This is a genomic window from Bifidobacterium lemurum (assembly GCF_014898175.1).
GTDB classification, from domain to species: Bacteria; Actinomycetota; Actinomycetes; order Actinomycetales; family Bifidobacteriaceae; genus Bifidobacterium; species Bifidobacterium lemurum.
In genome coordinates, this window is record NZ_CP062948.1 from 204,686 (window position 1) to 226,693 (window position 22,008).

The window sequence follows — 22,008 nt, forward strand, 5'->3', positions numbered from 1 at the left end:
AGGACGTTTGTTCGAGCGATCACTTCGTCACTTTGCCGTACTCGTCGAGCAGGAAGGCGGTGATCTCCTTGCCCGGCGCGCCGAGCAGGGTGGTCATGCTGTTGATCGGCATGGAGTTGAGGAACATGGCCATCATGTCGTTGTCGGGCAGCTTCACCAGCTCGCCGGCTTCGCCCTTGGCCTGCATGGCCTCGACGATCGGGGCGCCGACCGGGTCGGTGCGCCATTCGCCGAAGGTGGACCACTCGTTCAGCGGCAGCGCCTTGCCGTCGCCGTCGAGCGTGACCACGCCGGTGGCGGCGATGTCGCGGCTGGAGGTGCCGACCTCGACCGTGTATTCGCCGGATTCCACATGCCAGTCGTTGAAGCGCTCGGACCAGTAGGCGAAGGCGCGCTCGTCGAGGTCGATGGTCGCGGTGGTGGATTCGCCGGCCTTGAGGAACACCTTCTTGAAGCCCTTGAGCTCATGCTTGGGGCGGGCGACCTCGGCCTTGCCGGGCGCCACATAGACCTGCACGGTTTCGGCGGCGTCCACATCGGAGGTGTTGGTCACCTTCACGCTCACCGACGCGGTGTTGGCGCCGGTTTTGGACACGACCGCGTCGGTCAGTTCGAAGCTCGCGTAGCTCAGGCCGAATCCGAACGGGTAGTCGACGGCCTTGCCGTAGGTGTCGTAGTAGCGGTAGCCGACGAACACGCCCTCGCCGTAGTCGACGTGGCCTTCCTCACCCGGCCAGTTGAGCATGCTCGGGTCGTCGTTGATGTCCATCGGCACGCTCTGCGCGAGCTTGCCGGAGGGGCTCACCTCGCCGAAGATCACGTCGGCGAGCGCGCCGCCACCGGCCTGGCCGAGCAGCCAAGCCTCGAGAATGCCCTTGGCGTTGCCCGCCCAGGGATGCACGGTGACGACGGAGCCGTTGGAGAGCACGACGACCACGTTCGGGTTCTCCGCGGCGACGGCTTCGAGCAGTGCGACCTGCTTGGCGGGGATGTCGAGGGTTTCGCGGTCGAAGCCTTCGGATTCGGCGGCTTCGGGCAGGCCCAGGAACATCAGCACCGCGTCGGCGCCCTTGGCGGTTTCGACGGCTTCGCTTGTCAGCGCGGGGTCCTGCTCGCTCAGGTCGAGCGCGAAGCCGGGGGCGAAGCTCGCGGAGACGCCGCGCTCGGCGAGGGTGTCGAGGAAGCTGGTCATCTTGGTGGGGGTGATGTGCGAGGAGCCGCCGCCCTGGTAGCGCGGGGTGCGGGCGAATTCGCCGATCACGGCGATGCTCGCGGCCGGGTTCAGCGGCAGGATGGCATCATCGTTCTTGAGCAGCACCATGGATTCGATGGCGGCCTGGCGGGCAACCTCGTGGTGGGCGTCCACATCGAAGCGGTAGCCGTCGATGCTCATGGCGGCGCGGGACTTGTTCGCCAGATCGACCATGCCCTGGGCCATCCGGTCGAGCTGCTCGGGAGCGATGCGGCCTTCGCGGGCGGCGTAGACGATCGTGTCGTCGGTGAAGCTCGGTGGCATCTCAAGGTTGAGGCCGGCGTTGAGCGAGGCCACGCGGTCGTGTGCCGCGCCCCAGTCGCTCATCACGATGCCTTCGAAGCCCCATTCGTCGCGCAGCACCTCGGTGAGCAGCCAATGGTTCTGTGAGGCATGCACGCCATTGATTTGGTTGTAGGCGCACATGATGGTCCATGGCTGGGCGGTTTTGACGATGTGCTCGAAGGCCGGGAAGTAGATTTCGCGCAGGGCACGCTGGGAGACGTTGGCGGAGATGCGCAGACGGTCGGTCTCCTGGTTGTTGACGGCGAAATGCTTGAGCGAGGTGCCCACGCCCTTGGACTGCACGCCGGAGACGATGCCGACGGCGGTGTGTCCGGCCAAGTACGGGTCCTCCGACCAGTATTCGAAGCAGCGGCCGCCGAGCGGGTTGCGCTTGATGTTGACGCCGGGGCCGAGGATCACGGCCACCTTCTCCTGGATGCACTCCTCGGCCATGGCTTCGCCGACCTGGTGGATGAGTTCGGGGTTCCACGAGCTGGCGAGTCCGGCGGCGGGCGGGAAGCAGGTTGCGGGCACCGAATCGTTCAGGTCGGTGGCACCGGTTTCGACGGCGAGCGACTTGCGCAGGCCGTGGGGGCCGTCGGTGATCATATAGCCCGGAATGCCCTTGTCTTCGACTCCCTGCAGATGCCAGGCGTCGCCACCCGAGGTGAGGGAGGCCTTCTCCTCCAGGGTGAGGTCGTTGACGGACGGGATGGTGTTCTCGCTCATGGATTCCTCGTTTCTGTCTTGCACTTCGTTGTTCCGGCCAGCGGTCGGTCATCGGCGACTGTTTATTACCAACCGGTTGGTAGGTACTTTATCAATTCATAGCATTCAACACGCCGATGAATATTGAAATTACTACCTACCAACCGTATGGTTATCCCATCTTTCCTCCTACCCCATCGTGGACCGGAGGATGTCGTCAACGAAGGACGGCGAAGGGAGAGCCATGACATTCGAGAACACCGTCGACACCGACCGCCGCACCGCGATCCTCAACGCGGCCGTCGTCTCGTTCGGCACACTGGGCTATTACGGCACCTCACTGCAGCGCATCGCCAACGAAGTGGGACTCACCAAGGCCGGAGTGCTCCACCACGTCGGATCCAAAGAAGGACTGCTCGATCTGGTGCTCGGCGAGATGTACGACCGTGAAACCGTGGATCTCACCTCGTCCATGGTGCGCGAGGAACGTCCGCTGATCGCCGAATTGTGGCGCAGGACCGTGGCCATCAACGCCGAGCGCCCGCAGCTGGTGCATATGTTCTCGACCCTGAGCGCCGAAGCGCTCGACCCGGCGCACCCGGCCCACGACTATTTCGAGGCGCGCGAACGCGACACCGTCGATATGGCGCTCAACATCCGCTGGCATGTGCCCCAGGGCGTGGATGCCGAACGCATGCTGCAGGCCGGGTTCGCCATGATGGATGGCATACAGCTGCGATGGCTGCGCACCCCCGGCCAGGACCTGAACGCCATGTGGGCCGAATGCGAGAACGTGCTCTTCCCCCTACCCCTGTGGGAAGGCTATCGCTGACGGTTTCGCGGTGCCGTGGCCCCGCGAAACCGGACAGACTAGGCTTTGCGGATGCGCACAGCCATATACTGACGCCCCAAATCGACGCGGACCGAACCCTCATAGGTGCCGGGAAGCGTCTCGATCGTCATACCCCAGGTGTCGATCACATCCACGGCGTACCGATTCCCTTCCGGTAACGAGAACTCACGGTAGGCGGGGCGGTACCAGCCGAAATACACGAGTTGGTAGTCATCGCTGCTGCGCAGCACCGGCACGTCCCAATACGGCCCCGCCTTCTCCCCCTGCGGCGTATGAGGAACCCTCTCTCCTGACGGCAGAAGCGTGGACCATGCGAATTCAGACGGCATGTCGGCGTCCAGAGGGGCGGCGTCAAGCGGCAGATCCGCGAACACGTCACGCATGAAGGCGATACGTGCGGGAGCGTCGCCATGCAATTCGCCGCCGTGCGCCCACCACACCTGCTCGCCTTGGTCGATGAACGTCTCGCCATGGGTCACGTAGCCGCGTCGCATCACCCCTTCCCAGAATCGGCGGATCAATTCCTCGCCGGTCAGGTTGCCCCAGCCCCAGTAGATGTTGCCCTCATAGCCGGGCTCGTCGCACACGACCGGCTTGCCGAATTCCCGCCGCCAGTCTGCGATGCATTCGGTGGTGCGGGTCACGTCGATGCGCTGGATCGAGCAGTGGGTGCACCACGTTTCGTTGTAGTCGTACATCCTCGTGCAGTTATGCACGGAACGCAGGTGGTTGAAGGGATCGTTCGCCATCACGATGCGGGCGTACCGACGCCAGTCCTCCAAGGGTTTCTGCGGCAGCAGAATGTCGTATTCGTTGGCCAGCGACCACCATACGTTCTTATAGGCCGCGTATCGACGGGCCATATAGCTCAGATAGAATCCGTCCGCCTCCGCGCCCATCGCGCTGAAGACCCATTCCGGCTTATCGTACGGATGCAGCAGAATGATGTCCGCTTCGATGCCGAGCTCGTCGAGCTGCTCGATACGACGGTCGAGATTCTCGAAGAACGGCTCATTGAAGCGGGTGTGGTCGAAGCCCTCGGCCATGGACCCCTCGTAGGCGAACATTTCGGGATCCGTGGTATTGAAGTCATAATATTTGGGGAACACGCACATGCGGATCTTGTTGAACGGCGCTTTGGCAAGCGTGGCCACGGTACGATCCTGCACATCGGATGGCTGATTCGTCCATGCGTAGCATGTCGTGCCATAGGGTTGGTATGGCGTGCCGTCCTCGTAGGAGAAGCAGTACGGCAATTGCGCGCCGTACGCCTCGCGCAACGCGCCTTTGGCCACGTCGCAGGCTCTCAGCACGCGTCCGTGATTGCCCTCGCCGGCAGGTTCCACGACGATTTCGCCCTTCCGCTCTTCCATGGAGGGGGCGTCGCTTCGCGTCTCGTACGTCCACACGCCTTCCTCGGTCGGCATGAATCGGATGGAATACCGCCCTTGTCCGCGGTAGAAGCCGTTCACTGTGACGGTCTCGCCGGTGGATTGGCTGGTGAACATCGCCTGAATCGTCACGTCCGCGTACGGGTTGCCCGCTGAGGTTCCGGTGAGATTGAGCTCGAACATCCTGTATCGTTCGACATGTGCGATTGGGGCCATGATGGCGATTACCTTTCGTCGGACGCACTGCGGCGTGCGTGTCGGAAAACGCGGGGAGGCATTGGAATCCCGATAGCTACTGTAGTGCCGATTGAATCATATGCAACCGATGACACACCTCGAATCGCACGCATATGGCAAAGCCCATGGCTGTGACGCTCGCCATCAGCCATGGGCCCGCGCGCGTTGACTTAACGCACCTTGCGGATGAACATGATCACCACGGCGCCGAGCAGCACACTGACGAGGGCGATCGGGAACAGGGTCGCATAGCTGCCGGTGGCCACGACGATCGCGCCGACGATCACCGGGGCGAGCACCTGGCCGACCGTATTGGCGAGGTTCAGGATGCCGAGGTCCTTGCCGGCCTCCTCCTGGCTGGGCAGCACGTCGACGTTGAGCGCCTGGTCGACGGCGATGTAGATGCCGTATCCGAAACCGCCCACACCGGCGAACAGAATCATGCCGAAACCGGTGGGCATGAACCATGGGATGGCGATGCCGACCGCGATGATCACCGAGCCGATGGCCACGATGATCTTGCGGCGGTGCAGCAGGTCGGAAATCGGCCCGGAGACCACGGAGGTGATGATGAGCACGATCATGGAGACGACCGACATCGTGGAAATCGTGGCGGCCGAGTCTTCGGTTGTCTGCCCGCAGTACTTCTGCAGGATGTACAGCTGGTAGCCCTGAATCATCGACCAGCCGAGGATGAGCATCAGGCGTCCGACCAGCGCGAGGTAGAAGTCGCGGCAGTTCTTCGTGGGCGGCACGAACGACTTGAGGATGGCTTTGGCGTCCAGCTTGGCGGCCGTCTCTCCGGCGGCGACGGTCTTCGACGAACGTTCGCGCGGCCAGACCAACACGGTCACGACGCCGGTGATGGCAAACAGCGCGACGCCGATCATGAAGCCCTGCCCCATCTTCTCGATGAACTGCGCTCCCAGGAAGGTGCCCGCAGACTGGCCGACGATCTGCGCGCCACCGTAGAACGCGGAGAACGTGCCGCGAGTGTTCTCGGGAATGCGGTCGGAGAGCACGGCCACGGCCGGGGCGATCATCATGTTCACGCCCACCTGCACGACGGACCAGCCGGCCACGATGCCGAACAGGCCCACGCTTTGCGAGGCGAGCACATAACCGGCCGCGGTGACGACGCCGCCGGCGACGATCCATGGCGTGCGCTTGCCGAAACGCGAGCGCGTGATGTCCGAGAGCGCGCCGAACACGACATTGGCCACGAGCGCGAACACGCAGCCCACGGAGTTCATAGTGCCGAGGATCACCTCAGGCACGCCGATGCCGAGTTCGGTGAAGCGCTGGGGCAGCAGTACGGCCGAGCCGGAGGTTCCGGCGGTCATCCAGATAAGGGAGAACAGCGCGAAACCCACGCCGAAGCGGATTTTGTCACGGCCGCTTAGGGGACGCCCCGTGTCGGGCGCGAGGTTGGAGATGGCAGTCGGAGCGGTTGCGGTTCGAGTCGTCGACGACTCTTCGTTGAGTGTCATAAGCGTTTCCTTCGTTGATTATGGTGAACACGGAATATCGAGAGGCATACGAGGAAAGGGATGGTGCGGGGTGCGGGCGGAGACGTGTCGTCTCGGCCCGCACCTCACGTCCGAAGCCGGAACGTCACCGGTGGAATTCGAGTCGGTGCTCGCCCGCGCCGAGTTCGCGCGACTCGTAGTCGGGGATTTCGACAATCGCCGTGGTACCGACCGGCACGGTGACGGTCAGCTCAAGAACGTCGCCGGCGACCTTCCAGTCGACCGCGGCCTTGCCGTAGGGGGTGACGTGCGAGGTGGAGGCGTGGTCGATGCCGCCGCCGACGCGCGGCGAGACGCGGAATCGCTTCCAACCCGGCTCGATGGCTTCGAGTCCGCCGATGCGCGCGTGCATCCATTCGGCGACCGAGCCCAGCGCGTAGTGGTTGAACGAGGTCATGCCGCCCGGATTGAGCGTGCCGTCTTCGCGCATCGAATCCCAGCGCTCCCATGTGGTGGTGGCGCCCATCTTGACTTGGTACAGCCAGCTGGGGCATTCGGTCGAGGTCAGCAGGTCGTAGGCCTCCTTGTCGTGGCCGGTCATGCTCAGTGCGGGCAGCACGAACGGCGTGCCGGCGAATCCGGTGCTCACCCGTCCGCCGGACAGGCGCACGAGTTCGGCCAGACGGTTGCCGGCCTTGATGAGGCGCACGGGCTCGCCGTCGAGCAGGCCGAAGGCGATGGCCAGCGCGTAGGCGCATTGCGTATCGGAGCTCATGGTGCCGTCGAGGTTCGTGAAGCGGGCGAGGAATCCGGCGCAGACGCGATCGCGCAATTCGGCGAAGCGTTCGGCGTCATCATCGCGGCCGAGGATTCCGGCGATGGCTTGGGCCTGCACGCAGCTGCGGTAGTAGAACGCAGTGGCGACGAGCTCCTTCTCGGTCATCGCCTGGGTGGGGTCGTCCGGCGGAGCGGCCGGGTCGAGCCAGTCGCCCAATTGCCCGAGCACGAAATCCGGCCTGCGGTCCCACACACCGTCATCCGACAGGTAGCCGGCGACCTCGTCGATCCACGCGCGGACCAGATCGTAGGAGTCCTCCAACACTTTCGCATCGCCGCTGTCCATGTACAGCGTCCACGGCACCTCCACCGCGGAGTCGCCCCATGTGGAGATGGCCTGCGGATGCGCCCACGCGCCGAGCGGCACGAACGGCACATAGAACGGCACGGTGCCCCATTTGATTTGGTCGGCGCGCACATCCTTGAGCCAGCTGCCGAGGAATCCCTGCACGTCATACAGGTAGCTGGCGGTGGGCGCGAACAGGCAGATGTCGCCGGTCCAGCCCAATCGTTCGTCGCGCTGCGGGCAGTCGGTGGGGATGGAGACGAAGTTGGATCGCATGGACCATACGGCGTTGGCGTGCAGCCTGTTGAGCAGCGAGTCGGAGGTCTCCAGCTCGCCGGCGCGGTCCATCACCGAATGGTAGACGCGGCATTCGATGTCGTCGGCGGTCAACTCCCCCGGCAATCCTTCGATCTGCGCATAGCGGAAGCCATGCATGGCGAAACGCGGCTCCCACCAGGCGTCCTGCCCGTTGGAGGTGTAGACATCGTGCTGCTGGCCGCGGCGCAGGGTGCGCGTGGCGATCGAACCGTCGGGTTCGAGCACTTCGACATGGTGCAATTCCACCGTTTCACCGGCGGCGAGTCCGCGCATATGCAGGCGGATGCGCTGCGAGCAGTTCTGCCCGAAGTCGACCAGCCATACGCCGCGGCCTTGGGCAGTTTCGCCGACGCGGGCGATGGAGAGCGGCTTATGCTCCTCATGGGCGCGCACCGGCGAGGTTTCGGGGTTTTCGATGTTCGCCGGATTGTAGAACACTTCGGACACGGGCTCCCAGTCGGAGTCGTCGAAGCCGGGTTCGGACCAGCCGGCCCGTTCGAGGCGGGCGTCATACCGCTCCCCCTCGCACAGGTCGGAGCAGACGATGGGGCCGAGCGCGACCTTCCACGTACGGTCCCACGAGTTGGAGTAGAACGCCTCGGTGCCGCCGTCGGCGTATTCGACCTCGAGCTGCGCGAACACGCCGATGTTATCGCCGTAGTAGTTCGCATAGCCGCCGTCGAAGCCGATGCGGCCGCGGAACCAGCCGTCGCCCAGCCAGAATCCCAGCGCGTTGCGACCGGCGGTGAGCGCGTCGGCCACATCGTAGGTCCAGCATTCCACGCGCTTCTCGTAGTTCGTCCAACCGGGGATCAGCGCGTCGTTGCCGACTTTCACGCCGTTGATCTCCGCCTCGACCAAGCCCAGCGCGGACAGGTACAGGCGGGCGCGGACCGGCTTGTCCCGCAGTCCCACTTCGGTGCGCACCAGCGGCAGATGGCGATGGTCGCTGCGGGCCTCCGGCCATGAGGGTCCGACGAAATCGGCCACATGGTCATGCTCCAGCAACAGACCGGCCTCGAAATGCAGCGTCTCGCTGGGCTCTCCCAGCGGCTGGTGGCTGGCCGACACCACCTGCACGGTGGCGTACACCTCTTCGCGGGAGGCCAGCGGCTCGAACTGCCACGGCACCAGCACGCTGTCGGCGACCGGCAGATAGGTCTCCAGCTCGACCGGCTTGCCGCCGGGCACACGTCGGGTGAGCTTGAGCAGGATCTGCGCGTCGGCCGGCACCGGCTTCGCGTACACCCAGCTCATGCGCGGGGCGGCGGTGCCGATGCCGAGCGCGTCGCCGGGGTAATGCTCGACGGTGAAACGGGTGATGGCAAGTTCTCCGGCGGTTACGGCCGGCACGACCTGCGGTGCGTGTGTGGTGGCATTCATGATGACTCCTTCGTCGGCTCGCTGGTGCGATCGTTTCTCACATGGTATTCGTGTTGCGTATGCGTTCCGCCGCTCCGGTCGGGATCGGAACCGTTCAAGGATTCGATCCCGACCGGAGAGGTTGCGAGGTTCAGGCTTCGACGGCCGCCGCGGCCTTCGCCTGACGCTCCTCGTCGGTGCCGTACTTCTTCTGCAGCGCCAGCATCACGGAGCCGGCGATGAGTTCGATGATGACGACGCCCACGAAGCCCCACATGGTGGTTTTGATGACGGCGGGCACCACAAGCGCCGGGGTGACGAGGGCGAACAGGCCGCAGCACAGGCGGGAGAATCCGTTGATGAAGCCCTGGATGGAGGCGCGCACCTCGATGGGGAAGGATTCCTGCGTCCACACCTTGTAGAGGGCCTCGCCGGCGAAGGGGCCGCCGACGTTCATGATGGCGGTGGCGCCGACGATCACCCACAGGTTGGTGCCGCCCAGGGAGAGCATGACCATGGCGGCCAGCGTGATGGCCATGCCGACGAAGAACATCTTGTTGCGGTATTTGCCGCCGGCGATGGAGGCGAAGGCGATGTTGAGCACCAGCGTCACGAAGTTGAGGATGATGCCCAGGCCCGTGGCGAGGGTCTGCGAGGCGTTGGCCTGCACGAACATGTAGGTCTGGAACTGGCCCCAGGTGTTGGCCAGCAGGTTCCAGCCGAGGTAGAAGATCATGATGGCCAGGAAGAATCCGAGGAACATCTTCTTGTCGGCGCCGAACAGCACCTTGACGACGGACACCTTTTCGGTGGAGGCGGCGCGTCCCTTGGCCGCGTCGCGGGCGTCGGCCTCCTCGTGGAAGCGACGGAAGGTCGGCGAGGTCAGACGCCACAGCCATGCCACCACGGCGAACACGGCGAGGATGGCGAAGACGACGCGGCCGCCGGTCGCGCCCGACATCGTGGAGACGAGGAAGGCGCAGATGAAGGAGATGAACACGCCGACCTGCCAGAACACCTGGGTGGTGGAGACGAGGCGGGCGGCCATCTGGTCGTTGGGCGCGTCATGGGAGACGACGGTCATCGACACGGGCAGATCGGCGCCGGAGGCGATGCCCGCGATGATCAGGCCGATAAGCAATACGGTGAAGTTGTTGGCGAAGATGCAGATGCCCGCGCCGATGGCGTAGAACAGGTTGATCCAGTTGAAGAAGGTGACGCGACCGATTTTGTCGGCCAGACGGCCGCCGAACAGGGAGCCGAAGGCGATGGCGAAGGTGAGCACGCCGGAGAGCACGCCGACTTCGGCGGTGCTCAGGCCCAAACCGTTCTGCCAGACGGTGATGGTCGAGGACAGGCCGACGATGATGCCGGAGCCGAGCATCGAGCCGATGCCGGCGGCGACGGCCAACGGCATGTATCCGCCGAGACCCTTGTCCTGCTTTGTTGAAGTATTCATATCTCTTCCTTGCACCTCGTGTTTCAAACCCACTGTGGCTTGAAACGTGAATTGATATTTTCAATTCTGTTCAAGATATTCAATGGTTTTCTCATGAGACATCTTCACGACAACACCATTGTTATTCTTGAATTCTCTTGGTTTCGTCAGGAAAGATACATGAGCCGCCATGCATTTCCCGCTCCACCTTGATAACTATGATTATATTCCCCTATTTTGAAATATTCAAATCAAACTTCACGGCGTGTTGAAATTTTTCAAAACATCATGCGTGATTTCGGCGTATTGTGGAGCATATCGAATATCCCGCCAGCGCGGCGACGGAACAGGAGGACGCGCGTATGCCAGCAACGAAGAAAGTCGGCGTATCGGACATCGCCAAGCATGCGGGAGTGTCCATCGGCACCGTGTCGAACTATCTCAACTATCCCGAACGCGTCTCCGATACGTTGAAGGCGAAGATCAGCGCCTCCATCGCCGAACTCGGCTATGTGCCGCGCCGCGCCATGCCCGTTTCCGCAGCCTCCTCATCGCCGTCCACGCCGCTGGTCGGATACGTGATGACCGACATCGAACATTCCTTGTTCACCTCGATTTTCGAGGGAATCCAAGAGGTGTGCGAGGACAACGGCATGCAGGTGATCGGCGTCAACGCCTTCTCCGATCTTGAGCGACAGCACGAATTGGTGCGTCTGTTCACGCAGATGCCCGATGTGGTCGGCATCATGCTTGCCACCGTGCAGGATCCGACCGAAGACATCGCCATCGCCGACGCGGCGGACAAACCCATCATCCTGCTCGACCACACCTCCCCCATCGGTGAGAACACAGCTTGCAGCGTGCAGGAGAACAATGCGACCTGCGGACGCCTCGCCGCCGAGGAACTCATCCGCTCCGGATGCCGACGTCTGGCGTTCGTCGCACATTCCTTCGATTACGAGGCCATACAAGACCGATATCTCGGCATGCAACAGGCTGTGATGCGAACCGGAGGAGACGCCACGCTTACGGTGATCGATTCCGGCGGCCTGACATTCGATGACGGCATGGAAGTCGGCAAAAGGCTCGCCGTCGAAATCAACAAGGCCCGCGGCAAGACGTCATCCAACACCTCAGACGACCCCACGACCCTTCCCAACAACGGCGACTTGCCGCCGGACGGCATCGTGGCAGGCAGCGATCAGCTCGCCATCGGATTGTCCTTGGGATTGACGGACGAAGGCCTGTGCTCAATCCCCGCGGATGTCAGCGTCATCGGCACCGAGAACGTGCGCAACGAAAGCGTCGGAAACACGGCGATCACCGTCGTCGCCGCCCCGGGCGCGGATATGGGACGTAAAGCCATGATGACGATGCTCGACGAAATCAACAATCCCTCGCATATTCACGGCTCCACCATGCTTGACCCCACGCTGATCCGACGAGCCTCCACACGGCGGTAGCGCAGGCTCGCACGAGATATACAGGGAATATACGAAGCGGCGGGCCGCCCATATCATATGGACGGCCCGCCGCTTCCGCGCGTATGCGCCTATCGCCGGCCTACAGACGAATCATCTCGCCTTCGTCGGCGGCACGCTTGATGGCGTTCAGCACCTCAAGCGACTTGATGGCATCCTCTGGGGTGACCAGCGGGCTCGCCTCGCCGCGGATCACTTCGAGGAAATGCTTGAGCTGCAGGCGGTGCGGCAATCCTTCGCGCACGCCTTGGATCTCGCAGACGAACGGCTTGGTCCAGTCGCTCACGCCGCCGTCGTGGGTGAACAGCTTGAGCTGCGGCATCGACAGCGATCCCTTGGTGCCCATGATGTAGTAGGCGTCGGTGTCGAAGGGCGCGAAGAAGGGATTCTCGCGGGCGGTCGACTCCCAGTTCCACGGGCTGGCCGCCGCGTCGGAGAGGGTGATCGAGCCGAGCGTGCCGTTGGCGAAGCGCACGTTGACCACGGCGGTGTCTTCCACCTCGAAGCCGCGCGCCTGATTGGCCGCCATGCCCTGGAGCTCCACCGGTTCGCCGAACAGGAAGCGCAGCATATCCACGTCGTGCACCATGTTGACGAGAATCGGGCCGGCACCCTTCTGGCGACGCCACGGAATATCGAAGTAGCCGTCCGGCTTGTAGATGCCGTAGTGCACCGACACCGCGACGATGGTGCCGAGCGCGCCGGAGTCGATGATTTCCTTGGCACGGCGGGCCTTGGGATTGTGCCGGCGATGCTGACCCACCAGCACGGGCACGCCGGATTCGCGGGCTTCGGCGGCGAAGGCGCGCGCATCGTCGAGGTCGTCGCTGATCGGCTTCTCCACCAGGGCGGGGATGCCGTGGGCGAGGGCGGCGCGGGCGTTCGCCAGATGCAGATGGTTCGGCGAGGCGATGACCACACCGTCGAGTCCGCCTTCACGTGCCATCTCCTCGCAGTCGGCGAACCATGGCACGCCCAGCGAATCGGCGAGCGCGTGCGCCTCGTCCGTGGGATCGGCGATGGCGGCGAGCGTGGCACCCGGATCGTCCTGGATGTAGCGGATATGGTCGCGGCCCATGGCCCCAGCGCCGACGACGGCGAGTTTAAGTTGTTCGGTCATGATGATTCCTTTGCGTGAGTTGGGTGGGTTCTTAGCGACAGGAAGCGCGCATGGTGCCGGCGCGCTTGACTCGGGCGGCGAGCAGCAGGGCCACGACCAGGCCGATTACGGTGATGACGGCGGCCGCATAGAAGGCGTTGCGGTAGCCGAACACATCGCTGTGCAGGCTGGTCGCCACGCGCGGTCCGATCCACGCGCCGAGCGCGTAGCCGAGGAACATGATGCCGTAGTTGATGCCCAGATGCGTGGCTCCGAAGGTTTCGCCGGTCAACGGCGGGTAGATCACCAGCAGCGCGCCAAACGCGCAGCCCAGCACGATCACGCAGCCGATGAAGAACGGCGCCGATGTGGCGAACGACATGGCGACCATGGCCACGGCGGTGACGACGAGCATGACGGACAGGCAGCGGAACGCGCCGAACTTGTCGTAGAACGCGCCGAACGCCAGACGACCCACGAAGTTGGAGAGCGTGTTGATGGACACGACCATCGCGCCGAACGCGGCGGCGGTCATCGCGCCCACGGAGCCGACCTGCTCCTGCGCGATCGAGGAGAGCGCGCCGACCAGCATGGTGCCGGCGGTCGCGGCCGCGGCGTAGACGAGCAGCAGCACGTAGAAGCGCGGCGTGGAGAGCATGCCCTTCCAGTCGAATCCATCCACGGCACCCTGCGCCACGCCCGGCTTGCTCTCATCGGGCGGAGTCCAGCCGTTCGGCTGATAGTTCGCCGGCGCGGGCGAAACGAACAGCGCGCCCAAGGTGATGGCCGCCCAGAAGGTCACGCCGAGGATCTTCAATGCGGTCGAGACGCCGAAGGTGCTGGAGAGGAAGCTCGCGATCGGCGAAAGCGTGGCCGGACCGATGGCCGCGGCGGCCAGCAGGATGCCCGAGGCTTTGCCGCGGATGTCCGGGAACCAACGCTGCGCGGTGGTCAGCGCCGGATTGTAGACCAGGCCGTTGCCCATGCCGGCGATCAGGCCGTGGAAGAGATACAGCATCGGGATGCTGCCGGCCATACCGGTCAGGAACCAGCCGAGACCGAAAACGAATCCGCCGATCAGCATCACCTTGCGCGGGCCGAACTTGTCGCAGATGCGCCCGGAGAAGATGCCGGTGACGGCCATCACCGTCTGGAAGATCGAATACGACAGGCTCACCTCGGCGGTGCTCCAGCCGTGCTGTTCGCTCAGCGGCGTGAGGAACACGCTGAACAGAGCGATGGAGGCCACGAAGAACATGACCACGAAAGCGGCGGCGAGCACGCCGTAACGGTTGGCCTCTTTGGGCGAGGCTGCGGTTGCGGTTGTCGAAGACACGTATTGCTCCTTGAATATTGGAAAACTGTTGATGATATGAACGCCTGGCGGCGACCACAGACCACACGTCGACTGGACGCCGCCGGTTCCGTAATCCCGAAATCCCGAAATCACGGAATCTCGGGATCGCGGGGACGCTTTAGATCAGTCCGCGCTGCTTCAGCGAGTTGACGGCGAACTGGCGGCGGCCGCCCGGTTTCGGCGTCAGATCGCCCATCATCAGGTGGAAGCCTCCGTCGACGCTGATTTCATCGCCGTTGACGAAGTCGGAACGCGGGCTCGCCAGGAACGCCACGGCGTTGGCGATGTCTTCCACTTCGCCGATGCGGCGGGAGGCGATGAGCCGTTCGCGCTCCTCGGTCACCTTCGGATCGGCGTAGAACGAGGCCGACATGGGCGTCTTCACGAAGCAGGGGCACACGCAGTTGCTGCGGATGCCGAACGGACCCCATTCGGCGGCGAGCATCTTGGAGAGCATGCCCAATCCTGCCTTCGCGCAGGAATAGGCTCCGGAGAAGGTCTCCGGCGAATGCGAGGCGACCGTGGAGATATGGACGATGCGTCCGGACTTGTGTTCCAGCATCACCTTGCCGAAAGCCTGCGAAAGGATGAACGCGCCGGTCAGATTCACGTTGACCACATCGCGCCAGTCGCTCAACGGCAGGTCCTCCAGGGGAGCGAACCGCAGGATGCCGACCGTGTTGACCAGCACGTCCACGGTGCCGAAATCGGCGAGGATCTTGTCTTTGAGAATGGCGACGTCGTCGGCGTCGGAGATGTCGCAGCCGTACCCCTTGGCCTCCACCCCGTAGGTCGAACCGATTTCGTCGGCGAACTGCCGGGTGGCATCCTCGGACACGTCGACCATGGCCAGCCGCGCGCCGGCCTTGGCCAGCTCCCCGCAGATGGCGGTGCCCATACCGCCCACCGCGCCGGTCACCACGCAGACATCTCCCATGATGCCCAGCCAATCACGCTTCTGTTCCGCCTCCATGGCAGATACCTCCTTGTATATATGCGTCACGCCCCGTCCGTCGTTGGTTGGGGCAACATCCGGAATGCTAGACTTTGCCCCAAGGGCAAGGTCAAGGAGGTGCGCGTGGCCGATGATGACGAGCTGCTGACGATCGGCGAGGTCGCCAAGCTGGACGGAGTCACCACGAAGGCGCTGCGCTATTACGACGCGCACGGCATCCTCAAACCCGAGGTCGTGGACCCGCGCACCGGATACCGCTACTACTCCCCCGACCAGGTGTTGGAGCTTGACGTCGTGCGCATCTGCCTGGCGACCGGCATGCCGCTGGATTCATTGGAACGCCATCGTCTGGAGGATGGCACGTTGGATTGGCGTGGGGTGCTGCGCGCCAGCCGCGCCCGGGTGGATGACGAAATCGCGCGCCTGCGCAAGCAGCAGACCAGTCTTAACGACTATTTGGAGGAGATCGTGCGCAAGGCGCAGACCCCCGAAGACGGCGTGGTCTCCTCGGATCTACAGCCCACTTGGCTGGCGGCCAAACCGTGGGCCTATAACCAACCGTTCGCCATCAAACGGTATCTGCGCACTATGGCGGAGCTGCGGAACGCCATGCGCGAGGCCGATGCCACGCCGTTGTTGCGCCGCGGCATCCTCATCGACCATCTGCACGAACGCGCGTGGGCATACCATCAGTTCGACCCGCAGGGCGCACATGACGGACCTTACCGTTTCGACGAGTCGATCACCGTGCTCAATCCCGCGGGAGGACCGGCGCAAAGCATGGCGATCGAACGCGACCGCCTCTCGCAGTGTTTCGACGAGGGTGCTGCCATGACGATGCGCGACGACCCCGAGCAATGGCCCCACGCCACCATGACGGAGATTTGGGGAAGCCGCGCGTCGCGAGGTAGGGTGTCGATCCGCTATTCGCGGCACCGTTGCGCGGTGTAGGAGTTCTAGCACCACCGCTCAGCACTGCACTGGCACGTAAACGAAAAGGGCCGCCTCCCATGCATCGTGACGATGCTGGGAGGCGGCCCTCAACCTTCAACCGACGAATCCGCGCGCTAGGCGACGGTGAAGGTGGCGCGCTTCAGGTCCTCGCGGCGCGACGAATGGCCGATGAGCAACTCGAACTCGCCGGCTTCGACGATGCGGTTGGCCTGCGGATCGACGATGGTGCAGTCCGCGACCGGAATGTCGAAGGCGACGGTCGCGCTCTCCCCCGGCGCGAGCGTCACGCGCTTGAAGGCCTTGAGCTCACGGTCGGTCCAGCTGTAGGAGGTGACGATGTCGCCGATGTAGGCCTGCACGACTTCGGTGCCGGGCCGCTCGCCCGTGTTGGTCAGGGTGACTTCGGCATGCACCGTGTCGGTTTCAGCGAAGGGCTTGGATTCGCTGGCGTTGGTGATCGCCACCTCGCCGTATTCGAAGGTCGTGTAGCTCAGGCCCTCGCCGAACGCGAACGCCGGGTCCTGGGTGAGGTCGGCGTAGCGGTTGCCGTGCTGGCCGCGGATCTGGTTGTAGTAGACCGGCAGCTGGCCCGCATGGCGCGGGAAGGTGATCGGCAGACGGCCGGAAGGCTCGGTCAGACCGAAGATGATTTCGGCGATGGCCTGGCCGCCCTTCATGCCGGGGCTCGGCGCCCACAGGAAGGCGCTCACGCCGGAGTCGGCAGGCTTGTCGATCACACCGTATCCGCCGACCACACTGGCCGGCATCACCTGAGGCTTGGAGCTGACCAGCACCACCACGAAGGGCTTGCCGGTCTCCTTGGCCACGTCAGCGAGCGCGTCGATCAGCGCGTTCTGTCCACCCACGAGTTCCAGCGTGCCGGTGGAGCAGCCTTCGCCGATCAGCTGGATCACATCGCCCACCACGGCCACGATCAGGTCGGACTGGCGGGCGTTGGCCACGGCCTCGTCGAGCAGCGCTTGGTCGACGGGTGCCGCGACGCCGATCTTCGGGCGGGGCTGTCCGTCGGGATAGAACTCGCCTTCGGGGTCGGGAACCAGGTCGATGATGTTCGCGCCGCGGGAGTAGACGACTTCGGCTCCGGCCTCGTCGGCAATCGCTTTGACGCCGTCGAGCACGGTGGTGATCATCTCGCGCGGATGGCCGTCGGGCATCCAGTTGACCTGGCCGGAGTTGCCGGCCCAGTCGCCGAGCTGGGTTTGCGCGTCGTCGGCGAGCGGGCCGACCACGGCGATGCGGAGATTCTTCGACGCCGCTTCGCTCTGCTCAGCATGACGAGGGAGAGAGAACGGAAGCGCGCCATCGTTCTTGAGGAGCGCCACGGATTCGCGGGTGAGTTCGAGGTTGAGTCGCTGATGCTCCTCGGAGCCGATGACGGCCTTGATGCGTTCGGGGTCGGGCAGGCGCGGATCCTCGAAAAGACCAAGACGGAATTTGAGCGCGAGGATGCGCTCCACGGCGGCGTCGATCAGCGATTCATCGAGCATGCCGTTCTTGACGGCTTCGATGGCACCCTCGTAGAACTGCGGCGTGGTCATGACCAGGTCGTTGCCGGCCTTGACCGCGTCGGCGGCCGCATGCGTGTAGTCGGGCTTGACGTGCTGCTCCCAGACAGCGCGGCCGACGTTGTCCCAGTCGGTGATCAGCGTGCCCTGATAGTTCCATGCGCCGCGCAGCTTGTCGCTCAGCAGCCACTTGTTGAAGGTGACCGGCACGCCTTCGATGGATTCGTAGCCGAGCATGAACGTGCCGCAGCCTTCTTTGGCGACGCGTTCGAACGGCGGCAGGAACCAGGATTCGAGCTTGCGGTGGCTCAGATCAGCTTCGGAGGCGTCGCGGCCGCCCTGGGTTTCGGAGTATCCGGCGAAATGCTTGGCGCAGGCGAGGATCGCGTCCTTGGCGAGCGGCTCGCCGGCCTTGGCACCGCCCTGGTAGCCCTTGACGATGGCGGAGGCGAGTTCGCCGATCAGCATCGGATCCTCGCCGAAGGTCTCGCCCACACGACCCCAGCGGGTGTCGCGGCCGATGCACAGCACCGGGGAGAAGGTCCAGTGCACGCCGGTGGTGGAGACCTCTTCGGCGGTGGCGCGGCCCATGGCCTCGATTTTCTCCGTATCCCAGCTGACGGCCATGCCGAGCTGTTCGGGGAAGATGGTCGCGCCCGGCCAGAAGGAGTAGCCGTGGATGCAGTCGTCGCCGATGACTAGCGGGATGCCGAGGCGTGTTTTGGTGTTCACCGTCTCGACGGCGCGCGGCAGGTCCTCGGGGCTGGTGTGCAGGATGGAGCCGACGTGCTTGCCGACGATCAGATCGTCCAGATCGCCGCTGCGGGCGTCGAGCTGCATCATCTGTCCGACCTTCTCTTCAAGGGTCATACGGCCCAGCAGGTCCGCGATGCGCTCCTCGACCGGCAGATCGGGGTTCTTGTAGGGCAGGGTGGCTGCGGTTTCGGTCATTAATGTCGCCTTCCTCGATGAAGATGAACTTTTTAACTACCATTCGGTAATTAAGAGTATACATCACACGCGGCGCGACACACATCAGCGACAAAAAGTCATACCGACGCAGACAGCGGACTCAGCGATATTCATCCCACAGCGGCGAAGGGAAAATCATGCGCTCGAATTCCAGCCATTCGTCATACAGGTCGATGGGCGGCTCGCCGAGCCAGCGCAGTTGGATGCCGTCCATCGATTCCATCGCCTTGCGCACATAGGGGCGCATGGCCCGACTCCACTCCCCCAGCTGCGGCGGAATCGACCACGCGTACTGCGAGTAGCTCTCCCAAATCTGCGTATGGCGCACACGGAAATGCTCATACAACGGATGCGCCGGATTCAACGCCTCGGCCTGCAGCATCGCGAACAACTGGACCATCATGCGACGCCGCGCGTTATGCCGCACCAGAAAACGCAGATAGGCGGGGAACCGAAGATCATCCGCAGCACTGCCCGGCAGCCCCGATTCCATGAACTCCTCGACCGTGCCCGACGAGGCGTAGTATTCCTCGTAGGTCATCGCCAGAAGATTGTCCTTGCTGCCCACATACCGCAGCAGCCCTTGCTTCGAGATGCCCACTTCGTCGGCGACGTCCTGAATCGAAATGCCATTGAAACCGCGTTCGCTGATCAGCCGCACCGACGCGTCCAGAATCTCACGCTTGCGCTCCTCAGGCGACTTGCGCACCCGCTTTCCGCTATTCTCCGATGTAGGCATACTACGCAAGTCTAGCCAATCCTCCACACCACGACGTGCTTCACGTTTTTTGAGTGTGAAGCACGTCGTGAACGTCTAAGAAATCCCACCTTTGATATCATTGTGATATCAAGACTAAGGAGGGGCATTATGACCACATCACTGCTGATTCGCAAGCTTCCCGAAGACGTTAAAGAGACTCTGGCCAAGGCGGCGAAAGCCAACGGCCGCTCCACCGAGGCGCAGGCGCGTTCCGTGCTCGAGGAGTTCGCCGCCTCATGGGTGGCCCACAAAGCTTCGGATTGGGAATTCTTCGAACACATCCGCACTGAACTGCTTGACGGCGGCATCGACGAGGACGAATTCCAGCCCATGCCTCGAGACAAGAACGAACAACCAAGGCCGGTGGATTTCGAATGAACAACAAATCACGACCTATTCTGGTCGACACGAACGTTATCTCGGAGTTCTACAAACCAACCCCCAATCCAACGGTGATTGCATGGTTGAAGCAGAACGATGGGGCCTACATATCGTCCATCACCATTATGGAAATGATGTACGGACTATGGCGCATGCCGCAAGGCGCAAGACGTTCCGTCATGGCCGAAACCATTAAACGAACCATACGAAACTATGAGAACCGTATTCTGACTTTTGACCGCGAAGCCGGCATACGATGCTCTCTTATCCGAGCCGATCTGGACGCACACGGCCATCCTGTCGGCTTGGCCGATGCGCAGATCGCCGCCATCGCCCAAGCCAACAACTGCACCTTGGCCACACGCAACACCAAGGATTTCCAGCACACCGGCGTTCCCCTCATCAACCCGTGGGAGCCCGCCGCATAATCCTTCGCAGATGAGACAATCGCCAACACAAAGTCATGCCGCCGGCGTCACGGCATTGGAATTCAGCAGATCAACACAAATCAGTAATTCCTGAATCATTTCGCCGGAGAACAATCGAGTCATCGGCCAAGGTTGATTAAATGGGTCTTCATATAAGATTTGAGCGGGCGCAAACGCATGGCACAGGTGATGAACTTTGCGATTTCAAGGTTACTCGCGAAAAAGAGTCAAGCGATCACAAATCCCAGCTCGACGATCAGCCATCCAACCATTGCGCCAGACGCGGGTGAGGTCCCAAGCTTCGAAATCGACCTGTTTGCGACGAGTGCAGTCGTCGCCACCGGAGACGTCGCGCACCAACTGATAATTCCAGTAGATCTGCCCGGCGGAGACGTTCCATGCGCGCAATTGCAGCGCCGCAACCTCACGGTAGGCGTCGCGCATGCGTCGTTCGCGTTCGGAGATTGCGTCAACCGAATCGTCGACAACCACACCAGCCTCACCACACGACGCGGCCCACCGGTTTTCAATGCACCATTCGCCGACCACCACAGGCACATATCTCGCCGCGCGGCGGATCATCAGTTCGTTGAGTTTCACGAACAGCCGGTACGCCCACATCTCATGGATGGGCACGAAACTCTCCATCGCGGCGATATAAATATGCGTGTCCAGCATGACGCGCCGCATACCTTCACGTCGGAACCAGTTCCCCCAACGATTCAGACGGAATCCGTCATGGAATACGATTACCGTCTCAGGGCGCAGCACAGAACGCAACCGTCGGTATGCCTCCCGATAGAACCGTTTAAGGAACCGCATCGACACATGGCCGCTACCGTACGCCTCGCCCATGCTTTTCGCACGTCCCGTCGAAGGCGCGGTGCGGTAGACCAGCCAACTGATCGGCTCGTTGAGCACTTCGACGCCATACAACGCGGGATCATCGCGATAGCGCTCGGCAAGACGAGTCAACACACTGAGCGCGAATTCCACGGCGCGCGGGCTACGACTCCACCGGCACACGCCCGTCAGTCCGCCGTTGTCGTATCCGTTCTGCGATCCGGGCACCGTATGCAGATCGAGCAGCACTTTCAATCCGGTCTCACGCGCCCATGCGAACGCCTTGTCCACATATTCGATGCAGCCCGGATGCCCGGACACATCACCGAATACGAAGTACGGCACCGGCAGACGGACCAGATTGTATCCGCGCGCGGCGATGGCCTGAAAGTCCGCCAGCGTCACATAGGTATCGCGATGCTCACGTAGCACCTCTTCCAAACGAGAGGCCGGCATGGTGCGATGCATCCAGATTTCGTCGTCCTCGCCGCTTTCCTCGAACAAGGACGGGGACATCCACCGCTCCAACACCAGCCAGTTGCCGAGGTTCACGCCGTTGATTTTCTCGTCACACCCCAGCACCATGCTCATCCCTCTTTCTTCGCAGGAATGTCCCGATTCTATAATGCGCCCCTGCGATGTGGCACTTTCTTGGACATACAGTGCGGCCATGTTCACATGTCACAACAAGAAACGCCATTTCCGCCACACTTCCCGGCACAACTCGTCACACTGCCACCGACATCAACAGACGGCACGACAGAAAAGAAATCTTCATTCCCCAGCAAATATGGGTTGAATGAAAACATTTTTTCA

16 protein-coding genes are annotated in these 22,008 nt (G+C 62.9%); 5 read left to right on the top strand and 11 right to left on the bottom strand.

Features of this window, described 5'->3' with window-relative positions; genetic code table 11:
* Positions 1-19: 19 nt before the first annotated feature.
* Complete coding sequence (locus BL8807_RS00855) at positions 20-2,266, bottom strand: exo-alpha-(1->6)-L-arabinopyranosidase (protein ID WP_072725913.1); 2,247 nt, start codon at positions 2,264-2,266, stop codon at positions 20-22.
* A 223-nt stretch (positions 2,267-2,489) separates the two neighbouring features.
* Here BL8807_RS00855 and BL8807_RS00860 point away from each other — a divergent pair, with 223 nt between their 5' ends.
* Complete coding sequence (locus tag BL8807_RS00860) at positions 2,490-3,077, top strand: TetR/AcrR family transcriptional regulator (RefSeq protein WP_072725910.1); 588 nt, start codon at positions 2,490-2,492, stop codon at positions 3,075-3,077.
* Positions 3,078-3,115: 38 nt separating this feature from the next.
* Here BL8807_RS00860 and BL8807_RS00865 read toward each other — a convergent pair whose 3' ends face one another.
* The 4 genes from BL8807_RS00865 to BL8807_RS00880 form a co-directional block, all read right to left on the bottom strand.
* Complete coding sequence (locus BL8807_RS00865) at positions 3,116-4,705, bottom strand: DUF5605 domain-containing protein (RefSeq protein WP_072725907.1); 1,590 nt, start codon at positions 4,703-4,705, stop codon at positions 3,116-3,118.
* Between the two features lie 191 nt (positions 4,706-4,896).
* Entirely contained in the window at positions 4,897-6,216 is a 1,320-nt protein-coding gene (locus tag BL8807_RS00870; RefSeq protein ID WP_072725905.1) for an MFS transporter, read from the bottom strand.
* A gap of 124 nt (positions 6,217-6,340) precedes the next feature.
* Positions 6,341-9,019: a glycoside hydrolase family 78 protein gene (locus BL8807_RS00875; protein ID WP_072725896.1), complete on the bottom strand. Its 2,679-nt coding sequence runs from the start codon at positions 9,017-9,019 to the stop codon at positions 6,341-6,343.
* Between the two features lie 130 nt (positions 9,020-9,149).
* Positions 9,150-10,457 (bottom strand): MFS transporter, encoded by a 1,308-nt coding sequence (locus tag BL8807_RS00880; RefSeq protein ID WP_072725893.1) that lies wholly within the window; start codon positions 10,455-10,457, stop codon positions 9,150-9,152.
* A 341-nt stretch (positions 10,458-10,798) separates the two neighbouring features.
* Between BL8807_RS00880 and BL8807_RS00885 the strand changes: the two genes are divergently transcribed.
* Positions 10,799-11,899, top strand: a complete 1,101-nt coding sequence (locus tag BL8807_RS00885; protein ID WP_072725957.1) for a LacI family DNA-binding transcriptional regulator — start codon at positions 10,799-10,801, stop codon at positions 11,897-11,899.
* Between the two features lie 100 nt (positions 11,900-11,999).
* On the opposite strand, the gene BL8807_RS00890 is transcribed toward BL8807_RS00885, so the two are convergent.
* From BL8807_RS00890 to BL8807_RS00900, 3 genes are all read right to left on the bottom strand, one after another.
* Positions 12,000-13,037, bottom strand: coding sequence for a Gfo/Idh/MocA family protein (locus BL8807_RS00890; protein WP_072725891.1), 1,038 nt, complete (start codon positions 13,035-13,037; stop codon positions 12,000-12,002).
* A 31-nt stretch (positions 13,038-13,068) separates the two neighbouring features.
* Positions 13,069-14,352: an L-lactate MFS transporter gene (locus BL8807_RS00895; protein WP_226847394.1), complete on the bottom strand. Its 1,284-nt coding sequence runs from the start codon at positions 14,350-14,352 to the stop codon at positions 13,069-13,071.
* Between the two features lie 139 nt (positions 14,353-14,491).
* Positions 14,492-15,346, bottom strand: a complete 855-nt coding sequence (locus BL8807_RS00900; RefSeq protein WP_094725235.1) for an SDR family NAD(P)-dependent oxidoreductase — start codon at positions 15,344-15,346, stop codon at positions 14,492-14,494.
* A gap of 105 nt (positions 15,347-15,451) precedes the next feature.
* On the opposite strand from BL8807_RS00900, the gene BL8807_RS00905 reads away from it, so the two are divergent.
* Positions 15,452-16,279, top strand: a complete 828-nt coding sequence (locus BL8807_RS00905; RefSeq protein ID WP_072725889.1) for a MerR family transcriptional regulator — start codon at positions 15,452-15,454, stop codon at positions 16,277-16,279.
* Positions 16,280-16,395: 116 nt separating this feature from the next.
* Here the strand turns inward: BL8807_RS00905 and BL8807_RS00910 are convergent, their stop codons facing one another.
* Both BL8807_RS00910 and BL8807_RS00915 read right to left on the bottom strand, forming a co-directional pair.
* On the bottom strand, positions 16,396-18,759 hold the full coding sequence (locus tag BL8807_RS00910; RefSeq protein ID WP_072725887.1) for a glycoside hydrolase family 3 N-terminal domain-containing protein: 2,364 nt from the start codon (positions 18,757-18,759) through the stop codon (positions 16,396-16,398).
* Positions 18,760-18,880: 121 nt separating this feature from the next.
* Positions 18,881-19,519 (bottom strand): TetR/AcrR family transcriptional regulator, encoded by a 639-nt coding sequence (locus BL8807_RS00915; RefSeq protein WP_072725885.1) that lies wholly within the window; start codon positions 19,517-19,519, stop codon positions 18,881-18,883.
* Positions 19,520-19,648: 129 nt separating this feature from the next.
* On the opposite strand from BL8807_RS00915, the gene BL8807_RS00920 reads away from it, so the two are divergent.
* Positions 19,649-19,918: a FitA-like ribbon-helix-helix domain-containing protein gene (locus BL8807_RS00920; RefSeq protein ID WP_083570222.1), complete on the top strand. Its 270-nt coding sequence runs from the start codon at positions 19,649-19,651 to the stop codon at positions 19,916-19,918.
* Positions 19,915-20,349: a type II toxin-antitoxin system VapC family toxin gene (locus BL8807_RS00925; protein WP_072725883.1), complete on the top strand. Its 435-nt coding sequence runs from the start codon at positions 19,915-19,917 to the stop codon at positions 20,347-20,349. The genes BL8807_RS00920 and BL8807_RS00925 overlap by 4 nt, the downstream gene beginning before the upstream one ends.
* Before the next feature lie 210 nt (positions 20,350-20,559).
* On the opposite strand, the gene BL8807_RS00930 is transcribed toward BL8807_RS00925, so the two are convergent.
* Positions 20,560-21,783, bottom strand: a complete 1,224-nt coding sequence (locus tag BL8807_RS00930) for a glycoside hydrolase family 5 protein (protein ID WP_193057477.1) — start codon at positions 21,781-21,783, stop codon at positions 20,560-20,562.
* Positions 21,784-22,008 lie beyond the last annotated feature (225 nt).

Coding starts and splice junctions, on each gene's coding strand:
- BL8807_RS00865 (WP_072725907.1), bottom strand. CDS start 4,705: ATGGCCCCAATCGCACATGTCGAACGATACAGGATGTTCGAGCTCAAT.
- BL8807_RS00920 (WP_083570222.1), top strand. CDS start 19,649: ATGACCACATCACTGCTGATTCGCAAGCTTCCCGAAGACGTTAAAGAG.
- BL8807_RS00925 (WP_072725883.1), top strand. CDS start 19,915: ATGAACAACAAATCACGACCTATTCTGGTCGACACGAACGTTATCTCG.
- BL8807_RS00885 (WP_072725957.1), top strand. CDS start 10,799: ATGCCAGCAACGAAGAAAGTCGGCGTATCGGACATCGCCAAGCATGCG.
- BL8807_RS00910 (WP_072725887.1), bottom strand. CDS start 18,759: ATGACCGAAACCGCAGCCACCCTGCCCTACAAGAACCCCGATCTGCCG.
- BL8807_RS00860 (WP_072725910.1), top strand. CDS start 2,490: ATGACATTCGAGAACACCGTCGACACCGACCGCCGCACCGCGATCCTC.
- BL8807_RS00930 (WP_193057477.1), bottom strand. CDS start 21,783: ATGAGCATGGTGCTGGGGTGTGACGAGAAAATCAACGGCGTGAACCTC.
- BL8807_RS00855 (WP_072725913.1), bottom strand. CDS start 2,266: ATGAGCGAGAACACCATCCCGTCCGTCAACGACCTCACCCTGGAGGAG.
- BL8807_RS00880 (WP_072725893.1), bottom strand. CDS start 10,457: ATGAATACTTCAACAAAGCAGGACAAGGGTCTCGGCGGATACATGCCG.
- BL8807_RS00875 (WP_072725896.1), bottom strand. CDS start 9,019: ATGAATGCCACCACACACGCACCGCAGGTCGTGCCGGCCGTAACCGCC.
- BL8807_RS00870 (WP_072725905.1), bottom strand. CDS start 6,216: ATGACACTCAACGAAGAGTCGTCGACGACTCGAACCGCAACCGCTCCG.
- BL8807_RS00890 (WP_072725891.1), bottom strand. CDS start 13,037: ATGACCGAACAACTTAAACTCGCCGTCGTCGGCGCTGGGGCCATGGGC.
- BL8807_RS00915 (WP_072725885.1), bottom strand. CDS start 19,519: ATGCCTACATCGGAGAATAGCGGAAAGCGGGTGCGCAAGTCGCCTGAG.
- BL8807_RS00900 (WP_094725235.1), bottom strand. CDS start 15,346: ATGGAGGCGGAACAGAAGCGTGATTGGCTGGGCATCATGGGAGATGTC.